Origin of the sequence: Streptococcus canis (assembly GCF_900636575.1) — a bacterium.
In the GTDB taxonomy this organism is placed as follows: domain Bacteria; phylum Bacillota; class Bacilli; order Lactobacillales; family Streptococcaceae; genus Streptococcus; species Streptococcus canis.
Window position 1 is genome coordinate 1,453,265 of record NZ_LR134293.1, and the last position, 14,757, is coordinate 1,468,021.

12 protein-coding genes and 1 other annotated feature are annotated in these 14,757 nt (G+C 36.0%); of the genes, 10 read left to right on the plus strand and 2 right to left on the minus strand.

Going from position 1 to position 14,757, the window contains the following annotated elements; translation table 11 throughout:
• The first annotated feature begins 27 nt into the window (after window positions 1–27).
• From hemW to csn2, 8 genes are all read left to right on the plus strand, one after another.
• On the plus strand, window positions 28–1,158 hold the full coding sequence (hemW, locus tag EL097_RS07400) for a radical SAM family heme chaperone HemW (RefSeq protein ID WP_003043832.1): 1,131 nt from the start codon (window positions 28–30) through the stop codon (window positions 1,156–1,158).
• A 10-nt stretch (window positions 1,159–1,168) separates the two neighbouring features.
• Window positions 1,169–1,903, plus strand: a complete 735-nt coding sequence (locus EL097_RS07405; protein WP_003043830.1) for an acyl-[acyl-carrier-protein] thioesterase — start codon at window positions 1,169–1,171, stop codon at window positions 1,901–1,903.
• A 16-nt stretch (window positions 1,904–1,919) separates the two neighbouring features.
• The gene (locus EL097_RS07410) at window positions 1,920–2,684 is read left to right on the plus strand and encodes a TIGR01457 family HAD-type hydrolase (RefSeq protein ID WP_003043827.1); all 765 of its coding nucleotides are present in this window, start codon (window positions 1,920–1,922) and stop codon (window positions 2,682–2,684) included.
• Window positions 2,684–3,316: a TIGR01906 family membrane protein gene (locus tag EL097_RS07415; RefSeq protein WP_003043824.1), complete on the plus strand. Its 633-nt coding sequence runs from the start codon at window positions 2,684–2,686 to the stop codon at window positions 3,314–3,316. Before EL097_RS07410 ends, EL097_RS07415 begins: the two co-directional genes overlap by 1 nt.
• Before the next feature lie 476 nt (window positions 3,317–3,792).
• Window positions 3,793–7,920: a type II CRISPR RNA-guided endonuclease Cas9 gene (cas9, locus tag EL097_RS07420; protein WP_003043819.1), complete on the plus strand. Its 4,128-nt coding sequence runs from the start codon at window positions 3,793–3,795 to the stop codon at window positions 7,918–7,920.
• On the plus strand, window positions 7,920–8,789 hold the full coding sequence (gene cas1, locus EL097_RS07425) for a type II CRISPR-associated endonuclease Cas1 (protein WP_003043816.1): 870 nt from the start codon (window positions 7,920–7,922) through the stop codon (window positions 8,787–8,789). The genes cas9 and cas1 overlap by 1 nt, the downstream gene beginning before the upstream one ends.
• Window positions 8,786–9,130, plus strand: a complete 345-nt coding sequence (cas2, locus tag EL097_RS07430; protein ID WP_003043813.1) for a CRISPR-associated endonuclease Cas2 — start codon at window positions 8,786–8,788, stop codon at window positions 9,128–9,130. The genes cas1 and cas2 overlap by 4 nt, the downstream gene beginning before the upstream one ends.
• Complete coding sequence (csn2, locus tag EL097_RS07435; RefSeq protein ID WP_003043810.1) at window positions 9,117–9,782, plus strand: type II-A CRISPR-associated protein Csn2; 666 nt, start codon at window positions 9,117–9,119, stop codon at window positions 9,780–9,782. The genes cas2 and csn2 overlap by 14 nt, the downstream gene beginning before the upstream one ends.
• A 384-nt stretch (window positions 9,783–10,166) precedes the next feature.
• Here csn2 and EL097_RS07440 read toward each other — a convergent pair.
• A protein-coding gene (locus EL097_RS07440; RefSeq protein ID WP_086014927.1) for an IS3 family transposase occupies window positions 10,167–11,272 on the minus strand; the annotation gives its coding sequence in 2 pieces (ribosomal slippage) (window positions 10,167–10,996 and window positions 10,996–11,272; 1,107 coding nt in all).
• A 240-nt stretch (window positions 11,273–11,512) separates the two neighbouring features.
• Window positions 11,513–11,648, plus strand: a sequence feature (ribosomal protein L10 leader region).
• Window positions 11,649–11,676: 28 nt separating this feature from the next.
• Between EL097_RS07440 and rplJ the strand changes: the two genes are divergently transcribed.
• Both rplJ and rplL read left to right on the plus strand, forming a co-directional pair.
• Window positions 11,677–12,177: a 50S ribosomal protein L10 gene (gene rplJ, locus EL097_RS07445; protein WP_003043801.1), complete on the plus strand. Its 501-nt coding sequence runs from the start codon at window positions 11,677–11,679 to the stop codon at window positions 12,175–12,177.
• 64 nt (window positions 12,178–12,241) lie between these two features.
• Complete coding sequence (gene rplL / locus EL097_RS07450) at window positions 12,242–12,607, plus strand: 50S ribosomal protein L7/L12 (RefSeq protein ID WP_003043797.1); 366 nt, start codon at window positions 12,242–12,244, stop codon at window positions 12,605–12,607.
• A gap of 692 nt (window positions 12,608–13,299) precedes the next feature.
• Here the strand turns inward: rplL and EL097_RS07455 are convergent.
• On the minus strand, window positions 13,300–14,544 hold the full coding sequence (locus EL097_RS07455; RefSeq protein WP_025195529.1) for a YSIRK-targeted surface antigen transcriptional regulator: 1,245 nt from the start codon (window positions 14,542–14,544) through the stop codon (window positions 13,300–13,302).
• Window positions 14,545–14,757 lie beyond the last annotated feature (213 nt).

Consider the following 14,757-nt stretch of genomic DNA (forward strand, 5'->3'; position numbering starts at 1 on the left):
TACCCTCTAAAGTGGTATAATAAGAACATGTCAAAAAAACCTACTTCAGCTTATGTGCATATTCCTTTTTGCACACAAATTTGTTATTATTGTGATTTTTCAAAAGTTTTTATCCAAAATCAACCAGTCGATGCCTACTTGCAAGCTTTGATTCAAGAATTTGATTCCTATGGTATTCGTGATTTAAAAACCCTTTATATTGGAGGGGGGACACCTACAGCTATCACTGCTAAGCAATTGGAGTATTTGCTGAGTCACCTTGAACGGAATCTCAATTTAGATAATCTTGAAGAGTTCACAATCGAGGCAAATCCTGGTGATCTGACGCCAGATAAAATTGCGGTGCTCCGAAGGTCAGCAGTTAATCGGATTTCCTTAGGTGTTCAGACCTTTAATGATAAACAATTAAAGCAGATTGGCCGTAGCCATAATGAACAACAAATTTATAGCACCATCGCCAATTTAAAGGCCGCAGGTTTTCATAATATTTCCATTGATTTGATTTATGCCTTGCCAGGTCAAACCTTAGATCATGTCAAGGAAAATGTAGCCAAGGCCCTTGCTTTGGATATTCCTCATCTTAGCTTGTATAGCCTTATTTTGGAACATCATACAGTCTTTATGAATAAGATGCGACGTGGTAAACTTAATTTACCAACGGAGGACTTGGAAGCGGAAATGTTTGAGTATATCATTTCTGAAATGGAAGCCAATGGTTTTGAACACTATGAAATCTCTAATTTTACCAAACCAGGTTTTGAAAGCCGACATAACTTGATGTACTGGGACAATGTGGAATATTTTGGGTGTGGTGCGGGTGCCTCGGGTTACCTTAATGGTGTTCGTTATCGAAATCGGGTGCCCATTCAGCATTATCTTAAAGCGGTTGCAGCGGGAAATGCCAGACTGAATGAAGAAGTGCTGAGCAAGGAAGAAATGATGGAAGAGGAGCTCTTTTTGGGATTGCGTAAAAAAACAGGTGTCTCTATTGAACGCTTTGAATCAAAATTTGGTCTCTCTTTTGAGGAGCGATATGGCAAAATTGTCAAAAAATTAAAAAATCAAGGGCTGCTTGCCAAAGACGATGCCTTTGTCAGAATGACTAAACAAGGTCTTTTTTTAGGCGATTCTGTTGCTGAGCAATTTATACTAGATTAGGAGATTGGTTATGGGATTAAGTTACCGCGAAGACATTAAACTTCCGTTTGAATTATGTGATGTCAAATCAGATATTAAATTTCCCCTTCTCTTGGATTATTGTCTAACAGTTTCGGGGAGACAATCTGCCGCATTAGGACGGAGTAATGATTACCTTTTAGAGGAATATGGACTAGTCTGGATTGTGACGGACTATGAGGTTACTATCCATCGCTTGCCACGTTTCAAGGAAACCATTACCATTGAGACACAGGCCATGTCCTATAATAAATTATTTTGTTACCGACAATTTTATATTTATGACCAAGAGGGTCAACTTTTGGTGGATATTTTAGCTTGTTTTGCTTTGTTACATCCAGATACTCGAAAGGTGGCAAGTATTCCAGAAGATTTAGTGGCGCCTTTTGAAACTGATTTTGTTAAAAAGCTACGCCGTGCTCCTAAAATGCATCTCTTAGAGGAGTCAATTGATCGCGACTACCATGTCCGATATTTTGACATTGACATGAATGGTCACGTCAATAATAGTAAATATTTAGATTGGATGTATGATGTGTTAGGATATGAGTTTTTAAAGACCCATGAGCCTTTACGCATGACTTTAAAATATGTCAAAGAAGTCTCACCAGGTGGTCAAATTACCTCCAGTTACCAGTTGGACCAATTAATCTCTTACCATCAAATCACATCAAATGGGTATTTGAATGCCCAAGCCATGATTGAGTGGCAACCGATACAAAAATAGAAAGCGAGACAGACAAGTGCCTTATAAGGGTTATTTAATTGATTTAGACGGAACGATTTACCAAGGGAAAAACCGTATTCCAGCAGGGGAACGATTTATCAAACGTCTGCAAGAAAGAGGCATTCCTTATTTATTGGTGACTAATAATACCACAAGAACACCTGAAATGGTGCAAGACATGCTAGCCAATCAGTTTAATGTTGAGACAGGCATTGAGACCATTTATACGGCTACCATGGCAACCGTCGATTACATGAATGACATGAACTGTGGCAAGACAGCTTACGTTATTGGGGAAACAGGTCTCAAATCAGCTATTGCAGCAGCAGGTTATGTAGAAGATCTCGAAAATCCAGCTTATGTGGTGGTTGGTTTAGACAGTCAGGTGACCTATGAGATGTTAGCCATAGCTACCTTGGCTATTCAAAAGGGTGCTCTCTTTATTGGGACAAATCCTGATTTAAATATTCCAACCGAACGTGGTTTGATGCCAGGAGCGGGTGCATTGAATGCCTTGTTAGAAGCTGCTACACGTGTGAAACCTGTTTTTATTGGCAAGCCCAATGCTATCATTATGAATAAATCACTAGAGGTATTAGGTATTAAACATTCCGAAGCAGTGATGGTTGGGGATAATTACTTGACTGATATTATGGCAGGTATTCAAAATGACATAGCTACCATTTTAGTCACAACAGGATTTACAAGACCTGAAGAAGTACCAACCTTACCAGTGCAGCCAGATCATGTCCTATCTAGTCTTGATGAGTGGGAATTGTGATGGTAGAAAACATTAAATTATTTTGTAGCTGGCTATGGGTATTAGCCTTGTCTGTTTTAATAACCATCTATGCAGCCTGGTTACTTTATCCAGTAGAGATTGATTATTTACATTTGGAACAAGTGGTTTTGATGACCAAATCGTCTATACTCTATAATTACAATGGGCTCCTTCATTACTTAACCAATCCCTTTGTGACAAGATTGGAATTGGCTAGTTTTCATTCATCGGCAGACGGACTCAAGCATTTCGCAGATGTTAAATGGCTTTTTCACCTAACTCAAGTCATTTTTCTTGGTCTCCTTTACCCAACTGTTAAGACTTTCACGCAAATGATCAAAACCAACAGTTTCTGGCTCATTCAAAAGCCTTTAATGATGGCAGCTTTGTTTCCTCTTATAATTGGCCTAACGGCCAGCTTCATTGGTTTTGATCATTTTTTTATCCTCTTTCATAAGATGCTTTTTGTAGGAGATAGTAGTTGGCTCTTTGATCCACTGCAAGATCCAATCATCTGGCTTCTCCCTGAAGTTTTTTTCTTGCACTGTTTCCTTTTCTTTATGATCGTTTACGAAATCATTTTGTGGAGCTTAGTAGGCTTGGCAAGGAGGCAACGTCTTAATGTAGAATGAAATAAGGATTAAGAGATTCATTTTCTTAAAAACAAAAAACAAGCGTCTTGAAAGCGCTTGTTTTTTTGTTTGCAGTCAGAGTAAAATAAAGATATAAAAAAAGCACCGACTCGGTGCTCACTTTTTCAAGTTGATTACGGACTAGCCTTATTTTAACTCGCTATGTTGTTTTGAATAGTCCCAACAAGATTATTTTATACTTTTTTAGGAAAATAATCAAGGAGAAATCAAAGAAATTTACAAGCAATAAAACACTACATAATACAATCTAATATTATCAAAATAAGTTAGTTAAGAGAAGGATTTTGTGTTATAATTATTTTATATTATTATGTAGTTAGTTTATAAAACGAGGAAGTGGTTTGGCAAAGAAAAATTAAAGCATATTAAACTTATTTAAGAAGTCATTAAAAGTATTATTGAAATGATTTAAATGATGCGTAATATCATTTAAAATCTTTATTTAGGAGAGAAAAATGGAGAAAAAATATTCAATTGGGCTTGATATCGGAACGAATAGCGTCGGATGGGCCGTCATCACTGATGATTATAAGGTACCATCTAAGAAGTTCAAGGTTTTGGGGAATACCAATCGTAAGTCTATTAAGAAGAATTTAATGGGAGCTCTGTTATTTGACAGCGGGGAGACAGCGGAAGCGACTCGTCTCAAACGGACAGCTCGTAGAAGATATACACGTCGGAAGAATCGTATTCGCTATTTACAAGAAATCTTTGCCAATGAGATGGCGAAGTTGGATGACAGTTTTTTCCAGAGACTTGAAGAATCATTTTTGGTAGAAGAAGACAAGAAAAACGAACGTCATCCCATTTTTGGTAATTTAGCTGATGAAGTTGCTTATCATAGAAACTACCCAACCATCTATCATTTGCGGAAAAAATTGGCGGATTCTCCTGAAAAAGCAGACTTGCGCCTAATTTATCTGGCGTTAGCCCATATCATTAAGTTTCGTGGACATTTTCTCATCGAAGGAAAGCTAAATGCGGAAAACAGTGATGTTGCTAAATTGTTTTATCAGTTAATTCAGACCTATAATCAACTTTTTGAAGAGAGTCCATTAGATGAAATAGAGGTTGATGCCAAAGGAATATTATCGGCTAGATTGAGTAAATCGAAACGTTTAGAAAAACTAATTGCAGTATTTCCAAATGAAAAGAAAAATGGTTTATTTGGGAATATTATTGCTCTTGCTTTAGGACTTACTCCTAATTTTAAATCAAATTTTGATTTGACTGAAGATGCCAAATTACAGCTTTCGAAAGATACGTACGATGATGATTTAGATGAATTATTGGGTCAGATTGGTGATCAATATGCAGATTTATTTTCAGCAGCTAAGAATTTATCAGATGCTATTTTACTTTCGGATATCTTGAGGTCAAATAGTGAGGTAACTAAGGCACCGTTATCAGCTTCAATGGTCAAACGTTATGACGAACACCATCAAGATTTGGCTTTATTAAAAACCTTAGTTCGACAACAATTTCCAGAAAAGTATGCTGAAATTTTTAAAGATGATACCAAAAATGGCTATGCGGGTTATGTTGGCATTGGTATTAAACATAGAAAACGAACAACGAAACTAGCTACACAAGAAGAATTTTATAAATTTATCAAACCGATTTTAGAAAAAATGGATGGTGCTGAGGAATTACTTGCAAAACTAAATCGTGATGACCTACTGCGCAAGCAACGTACCTTTGATAACGGCTCTATTCCTCATCAAATTCATTTAAAAGAGCTACATGCTATTCTAAGAAGACAAGAAGAATTTTATCCATTTTTAAAGGAAAATCGGGAAAAGATTGAAAAAATCTTGACCTTCCGAATTCCTTATTATGTTGGTCCGTTGGCGCGTGGCAATAGCCGTTTTGCTTGGCTGACTCGGAAGTCTGAAGAGGCCATTACCCCATGGAATTTTGAAGAAGTTGTCGATAAAGGTGCATCAGCTCAGTCATTCATAGAGCGAATGACAAATTTTGATGAACAGCTTCCAAACAAAAAAGTGTTGCCAAAACATAGTTTGCTTTATGAATACTTTACAGTTTATAACGAATTGACAAAAGTCAAATATGTCACTGAAAGAATGCGAAAACCTGAATTTCTTTCAGGTGAACAGAAGAAAGCCATTGTTGATTTACTCTTCAAAACAAATCGAAAAGTAACTGTTAAGCAATTAAAAGAAGATTATTTTAAAAAAATAGAATGTTTTGATAGCGTTGAAATTATAGGAGTAGAAGATAGATTTAATGCGTCATTAGGTACCTACCATGATTTGCTAAAAATTATTAAAGATAAAGATTTTTTGGATAATGAAGAAAATGAGGATATCTTAGAGGATATTGTTTTAACATTGACCTTATTTGAAGATAGGGAGATGATTGAGGAAAGACTTAAAACATATGCTCACCTCTTTGATGATAAGGTGATGAAACAGCTTAAACGTCGCCATTATACTGGTTGGGGACGCTTGTCTCGAAAAATGATTAATGGTATCAGGGATAAGCAATCTGGTAAAACAATATTAGATTTTTTGAAATCAGATGGGTTTTCTAATCGCAACTTTATGCAGCTGATCCATGATGATAGTTTGACATTTAAGGAGGAGATTGAAAAAGCACAAGTGTCTGGACAAGGCGATAGTTTACATGAACAGATTGCAGACTTAGCAGGTAGCCCTGCTATTAAAAAAGGGATTTTACAGACTGTCAAAATTGTTGATGAATTGGTCAAAGTAATGGGGCATAAGCCAGAAAATATCGTGATTGAAATGGCGCGTGAAAATCAGACAACCACTAAGGGGCTCCAACAATCACGTGAGCGAAAGAAACGCATTGAAGAAGGAATCAAAGAATTAGAAAGTCAGATTCTTAAAGAAAATCCTGTTGAAAATACGCAATTGCAAAATGAAAAGCTCTATCTCTATTATCTACAAAATGGAAGAGATATGTATGTGGATCAAGAATTAGATATTAATCGTTTAAGTGATTATGATGTCGATCACATTGTTCCACAAAGTTTCATTAAAGATGATTCAATAGACAATAAGGTGTTAACGCGTTCTGTCGAAAATCGTGGTAAATCGGATAACGTTCCAAGTGAAGAAGTAGTCAAAAAGATGAAAAACTATTGGAGACAACTTCTAAATGCCAAGTTAATCACTCAACGTAAGTTTGATAATTTAACGAAAGCTGAACGTGGAGGTTTGAGCGAAGCTGACAAGGCTGGTTTTATCAAACGCCAATTGGTTGAAACCCGTCAAATTACCAAGCATGTGGCACGAATTTTGGATAGTCGCATGAATACTAAACGTGATAAAAATGATAAGCCTATCCGAGAGGTTAAAGTGATTACCTTAAAATCTAAATTAGTTTCTGACTTCCGAAAAGATTTCCAACTCTATAAAGTACGTGATATTAACAATTATCACCATGCTCATGATGCTTATCTGAATGCAGTTGTTGGAACAGCTCTTATTAAAAAATACCCAAAACTTGAATCAGAGTTTGTCTATGGTGATTATAAAGTTTATGATGTTCGTAAAATGATTGCTAAGTCTGAGCAAGAAATAGGCAAAGCAACTGCAAAGCGTTTCTTTTACTCTAATATCATGAACTTTTTCAAAACAGAGGTGAAGCTTGCAAATGGAGAGATTCGCAAACGCCCTCTAATCGAAACTAATGGGGAAACTGGAGAAGTCGTTTGGAATAAAGAAAAAGACTTCGCCACTGTTCGAAAAGTATTGGCCATGCCACAAGTCAATATTGTCAAGAAGACAGAAGTACAGACAGGCGGATTCTCTAAAGAATCTATCTTGTCAAAGAGAGAATCAGCGAAATTGATCCCCCGTAAGAAAGGCTGGGATACGAGAAAATACGGAGGCTTTGGTAGTCCAACGGTAGCTTATTCAATCTTAGTGGTTGCTAAGGTAGAAAAAGGTAAAGCAAAGAAGTTAAAATCTGTTAAAGTATTAGTTGGTATCACTATCATGGAAAAGGGTAGCTATGAAAAAGATCCTATCGGATTTTTAGAAGCCAAAGGATATAAAGACATCAAAAAAGAGCTCATTTTTAAATTACCAAAATACAGTCTATTTGAATTGGAAAATGGCAGAAGGCGGATGCTGGCTAGTGCAACAGAACTACAAAAAGCTAATGAGTTAGTGTTGCCACAACATTTAGTTAGATTATTATATTATACCCAAAATATTTCAGCTACGACTGGTTCAAATAATTTAGGATATATAGAGCAACATCGTGAGGAATTCAAGGAGATTTTTGAAAAAATTATTGACTTCTCTGAGAAATATATTCTGAAGAATAAGGTGAATTCAAATTTAAAATCTTCTTTTGATGAGCAATTTGCAGTTTCAGATTCTATCCTCTTATCAAATTCATTTGTTTCTTTACTTAAATATACTTCTTTTGGAGCATCAGGAGGATTTACATTTTTGGACTTGGATGTAAAACAAGGAAGATTGAGGTATCAAACAGTGACAGAAGTTTTAGATGCAACTCTCATCTATCAATCCATCACAGGTCTTTACGAAACGAGGACTGATTTGAGTCAATTAGGAGGTGACTGATGGCTGGTTGGCGAACGGTTGTGGTAAATACCCATTCAAAATTATCGTATAAGAATAATCATCTGATTTTTAAGGATGCCTATAAAACGGAGCTCATCCACCTGTCAGAAATTGATATTTTGTTATTGGAAACGACGGATATTATCTTATCCACTATGTTGATAAAACGGTTAGTGGATGAGAATATTCTCCTCATATTTTGTGATGATAAACGGTTGCCAAAAGCTATGCTGATGCCTTTTTATGGTCGTCATGATTCGAGTTTACAGCTGGGAAAACAAATGTCTTGGTCAGAAGAGGTTAAATCGGAGGTTTGGACGACCATTATTGCTCAAAAGATTTTGAATCAATCCTGCTATCTAGGAGCATGTTCTTATTTTGAAAAGTCCCAATCTATTATGGAGCTATATCATGGTTTGGAACTATTTGATCCTAGTAATCGAGAAGGGCATTCAGCGCGCATATATTTCAATACTTTATTTGGGAATGATTTTTCACGTGAACAGGACAATGTGATTAATGCAGGGCTAGATTATGGCTATACATTACTATTGAGTATGTTTGCGCGTGAAGTAGTTGTCTCTGGTTGTATGACTCAATTTGGGCTTAAACATGCCAATCAATTTAATCAGTTTAATTTTGCAAGTGATATTATGGAGCCTTTTAGACCCTTAGTAGATAAGATTGTTTTTGAAAATCGAAATCAACCATTTCTAAAAATAAAAAGAGAATTATTCACGTTGTTTTCCGATACATTTTTATACAACGGTAAAGAGATGTATCTTACTAATATTGTCAGTGATTATACCAAAAAAGTAGTGAAAGCTCTCAATAATAAAGGGAAAGGAGTTCCTGAATTTAGGATATGAGCTATCGATATATGAGAATGATTCTTATGTTTGACATGCCAACGGACACAGCAGATGAACGCAAGGCTTATAGAAAATTTAGAAAGTTTTTGTTATCTGAGGGGTTTATCATGCATCAATTTTCTATTTATAGCAAGCTTTTACTGAATAGTACTGCAAATAATGCCATGATTGGACGACTACGAGAGAATAATCCTAAAAAAGGAAATATTACTTTGCTAATAGTAACAGAAAAACAATTTGCTAGGATGATTTACCTACATGGTGAAAAAAACAATTGCATTGCTAATACAGATAATCGCTTAATCTTTCTAGGGGAGGCTTACAATGGTGATGATTAACTTTGAGCTATTGGACAATCCTTTGACAATCGAAAAAATGACAACATTGGTTATTAAAGATGTGAATGTGTTCTCTAGTTTCGTAAGGCAATGTTATCAGTACGGGGAAACCAATGACCTTCAAATATTTGATACTAAATTAAAAGCCTTAAAAGTATCAGAAGTCATGCTTATCACTGATATCTTAGGTTATGATATCAATTCCCCAAGCATTTTGAAAATGATTCATGCTGATTTAGAAGATTGTTTCAATAGTCAACCTGAAGTGAAATCTATGATTGAGAAATTAGCAGCCACAATAACGGAATTGATTGCTTATGAATGCTTAGAAAATGAGTTGGATTTAGAATACGATGAGATCACCATTTTGGAACTGATAAAAGCTCTGGGAGTCAAGGTTGAAACACAAAGTGATACTATCTTTGAAAAGTGTCTTGAAATTTTACAAGTTTTCAAATACCTTTCAAAAAAGAAACTTTTAATTTTTATTAATTGTGGTTCTTACCTTACAAAAGAAGAATTATTGAAGATAAGAGAATATATTGACTTGTCTCAGCAAACAGTTCTTTTTATAGAACCAAGAAAGTTATACAATATTCCCCAATATATTTTAGATGAAGATTATTTTTTGATAAAAGAACATACAACTTAGACTACATTCGTAAATGTTGATTCTATAGGTTTTTTGGCGTATAATGGAGCTATGAAAAGGACTGTTTAAGACTAAAGTCTAGCTAAGACAAATAGTGCGATTACGAAAAATTGTGGACGAAAATAGTCTACGAGGTTTTAGAGCTATGTTGTTTTGAATGGTCCCAAAACAATTGTCTGTGTAAACATCCTCATGCACACGTTTTAGAGCTATGTTGTTTTGAATGGTCCCAAAACCAGTTCAGGTAATGGCATCCAGTACAATCCGTTTTAGAGCTATGTTGTTTTGAATGGTCCCAAAACATCAACCTGTCTTAAATTTCTTTCTGACATGTTTTAGTGAAAAGGCAACACTTTTCTGTACAGATTTTATAAAGTGCTTTTTCTAAACGACTAAACGTTTGGTCATCGGTGTTTGGTAGTTGAGGCAGCTGTGAATGCGGTGGTGATTCCACCAGTGGACATAGTCCTTAGTTTTGAGGGCCAATTCTTCTAGCGTCTGGAAAGTTTCCTGGTGGACAAATTCCATTTTGAAAGCACGATAGGTACTTTCAGCAACGGCATTGTCGTAAGGACAACCTGCTTGACTAAGAGAGCGGGTGATTCCGAAGGCCTCCAACATGTCATCAATCAAAGTATTATCAAACTCCTTCCCACGATCTGACTGGAATATCTTGACTTTGGTCAGAGCGTAAGGGATGCTCTGAATCGCTTGTTTGACCAATTCGGGGGTCTTGTGCCAACCAACTGACAGACCGATGATTTCACGATTGAAGAGGTCAATAATCAAGCAAACATAAGCCCAACCATTACCGACACGAACGTAGGTTAAGTCTGACACTAAAGCTTTTAGAGGCTTTTCTTGATGAAATTGTCTGGCTAAGTGATTAGGAATAGCTGCCTCATTCTTCCCTTTTGAATATGGCTTGAAGGCTGCTTTCTGGTAAACGGATACTAAGTTGAGTCTGTGCATGATGCGACGAATCCGACGACGAGACAGCTGGATGCCTTCATTTTTCAAACATTTCTTGATTTTCCTAGCCCCGTATCTGGCCTTACTTTCGAGAAAAATAGCTTTGATTTTTTCTTCAAGCTCGGTATCAGATACGGATTCCACAGCTTTGTAGTAATAGCTAGAACGAGGAATACCCAACCACCGACACATGGCTGAAATACTATATTTGTCTTTGTTAGCAGTGATTACTTCTCTTTTCGTGCCATAATCACCGCCGCTTGCTTTAGGATATCTAGCTGCATTTCGAGTTCTTTATTACGCTTTCGGAGTTCCATCAGCTCACGCTGCTCATCTGTAAGATTATCAATAGTTTTAAAGGAACCAGTTGTTTTTGCCTGACGCACCCACTTATCGAAGGTTGATGGGGTTAACTCATATTCTTTGATAAGCTCACTTCGTTTCATCCCTGCATTGTGAAGGTCAACGATTTGTTGCTTAAAGTCGTCGGCGAAGTGGCGACGTATTTTTCTAGACATAATATTCTCCTATTTTCTTTAGTGTAGAACACTTTATAAGACTGTCTAGTTTAGTGTAACCTATTCAATAGATACCATACTTGTCCCAAAGTAAGTTCTACCTTATTTTTCTGTCTCAGTCTAATTTCTAGTTTTCAACGACACCTAGAAGTTACTTTGAGATTTAACCAGATTTAACCGAAATTTATTTTTTAGAATTATTTATTGACATGGCCTTTTTAAAAAGGTATAATGATTAAGGTTTTGATAAAAAACTGACCTAAGACAGCAGGGGAGTGTGCTCATAATATTCCTGCCGAGGCACAAAACGTGATTAAAGAAAATAACGTATTTGTACTTTCGTGTCTAGGTTTAGGTGCGATTTTTTTGTGCCTAGCCCAAAAATAAAAACGGAGGTAAAACTAATGAGTGAAGCAATTATTGCTAAAAAAGCTGAACAAGTCGAACTTATTGCTGAGAAAATGAAAGCAGCAGCAAGTATCGTTGTTGTTGATTCACGTGGTCTTACAGTTGATCAAGATACTGTTCTTCGTCGTTCACTTCGTGAAAGTGGCGTTGAGTTCAAAGTTATCAAAAACTCAATTTTGACTCGTGCAGCTGAAAAAGCAGGTCTTGACGAGTTGAAAGACGTATTCGTAGGACCATCTGCAGTAGCATTTTCTAACGAAGATGTTATCGCACCAGCTAAAGTTATCAATGACTTTGCTAAAACTGCTGACGCACTTGAAATCAAAGGTGGTGCAATCGAAGGCGTTGTTTCTTCAAAAGAAGAAATCCAAGCACTTGCAACATTGCCAAACCGCGAAGGAATGCTTTCTATGCTTCTTTCTGTACTTCAAGCTCCAGTTCGCAACGTTGCATACGCTGTCAAAGCTGTTGCAGAAAACAAAGAAGGCGCTGCTTAAGTCGTCTCAACGTAGCCTAGAGCTACATTTAACATTTTAAATTAATTATTTGGAGGAAATAACAATGGCATTGAACATTGAAAACATTATTGCTGAAATTAAAGAAGCTTCAATCCTTGAGCTTAACGATCTTGTAAAAGCTATCGAAGAAGAATTTGGTGTAACTGCAGCTGCTCCTGTAGCAGTTGCTGCTGCTGGTGGTGCTGAAGAAGCTGCTAAAGATTCATTCGACGTTGAATTGACATCTGCTGGCGACAAAAAAGTTGGCGTTATCAAAGCTGTTCGTGAAATCACAGGTCTTGGTCTTAAAGAAGCTAAAGGTCTTGTTGATGGTGCACCTGCTAACGTTAAAGAAGGTGTTGCTGCTGCAGAAGCTGAAGAAATCAAGGCCAAACTTGAAGAAGCTGGAGCAACAATTACTCTTAAATAATAGAGTAACGCAATTTGATTGCGGAAGTCTAGTAAATCAAGGTTTTAGAATTGCTTAGAGCGATTAAAAATCAGAGGAATAATTTCATTCCCCACCAAAACCCCACCAAAGTCTAGGTCTTGGTGGGGTTTTATTTAGTGACTTTAGTCTGTTTCGATCCGTAGGTGCGAAACAATAAACCATCCGCTATTCGGGTGCGTATCGGATGTTATAAAAAAATTTCTAAACGCGATACAATAAAGGTGCTCAAGCCAATTGTAAAGCTGAGGTGATTATAGTTAGTGTTGTATACGGCTCTCGTCATATGGATAATTGGTAAAGAGAGAAAAAACTGAATGGTAAATATAAAAAGTAGAGTTCATTAATAATACAAAAATTTTTTTCTACTTTTAGTCAATTTGGTGCTAGGTAGGGGTAAGAGTGTCACATCTATAAATCTAAAGTTGAAACTCTAATATTGTGTATCTATCAGAACTTGAGTTATGGCAAGAAATGAATGATAGATGACTTAATTGCTAAGTAATTGTTTGAGAGTTTTAAGATTTAACCTCAGAAAGTGCAGGAGGATATTGAACAAGCTGAGCAATACTAAGGGGAATCAACTCAAAATGTTCCTCTTTTGCTTTAGTATAGTTGATTAAGATCATAACTAAAAATTACTTCATAAAAAAGATCCAGAGAGGAGCCTGTCATCAGTGGCTCTCCTCTGGATCTTTTTGAGTCTGTCCTTTACTGGTCTGCTGACTCGCCAAATTATTTTGCTGCGCATACTTTAATGGACTGATCCCAACCACTCTTTTGAAGGTACGTGAAAAATTAGCTGATGTTGAGAATTGGAGTAATTCCGCAATGTGAGCCAATGTTTTTCCTTCCTCTAATAACTGTTTAGCCACTTCAATTTTTAAATGAAGAAAATATTGTAGAATGGTCATGTGCTTTTCTTGTTTAAATAACTTTCGTAATTTAGATTCACTCATGTGAAACTGTCTGGCTATTTCCGCAGTCTTAATAGCTCGATTGAGGTTATTTTCAAGATATTGAATAACCCCAATAACTGTTTGAGAATATTGTGATACTAGTTTTTGTTTAATCCCCGACACTTGTTGAGTGTAAAATAGAATAGCTGTATCGCGTAACTTCAAAACAGCGTGTAATGATTGAGCTTGTTCTGTTTCTGTAACAAAGCGATCTCGCGATTGATAGGCTGTCTCAATATCAAGGCCAGAGTGAACAGCTCCTTGAGCTAAACGATCATAAATCATAATAGAGTAATTCTTCTCGGACCGTAATTCATCGCCACTTAACGTAGCAGAAACGGCATTGCTTAATTGACTTACAGTTTCTCTTAAAAGCTCTTCCTTCCCAGATTTAACAGCTTGTAAAATCCTAGTTTCATACTGGTATTGATAAGTATAGGTATTACTATTTTCGACAGACAACTGTTTGATTTTATTTAAATCAAAAGCATTGCTCCACCCTTTTGTATAGTGATGTAAAGGGGCTGACAACAAATCTTCAATTTTCCCAGTTAAACAATAGTTAACTAAAATAAGTAGCTCTCTAATTTGACTGAGGGGGAAGAAAGGAAGTTGAACCAACTTCTCAAAGAAATAATTTTGTTCATCGTTCTCAATATGAGCTTCGTTCATTTTCCTTTTAAAGAGTAAAGGATCAATGGCATTACTCCTCCAAGGACCAATAATGACGTAGTGATTGTCTGTGCGAAGAGCAAGGAACAATTCTCCCATAAACCCATAGTGAAATAAGAAATTCTCTTTGGTTTTACTAAACTCATTTAAGATAAGATGATGGTCATAATAAAGAGAAACGGTTTTATCTGATTTATACTCTGTTAGAACTGTAAAGGATCTGTCACAAACGGTAATAGATAATTTTAAAGTGCTATGTAATGATTTTAACAGTAAAGAGTTTATGATGAGCACCTCCTCTTTTTGATTTATAGTAATAATTCTAAAAAAGATTCTAAGAAAGTCAATCGATATCACCTCTAAAAGTTAAAAATACCAAAAATGATCAAAAAAATTAAATACGCTTTATTAGAAAAAAAAAAAAACACATGAGAAAATATAAATAAATAGAGATATTCTAATCAAACTCCTAAACAGGTAGACTTAATTTTGTATAAAAAT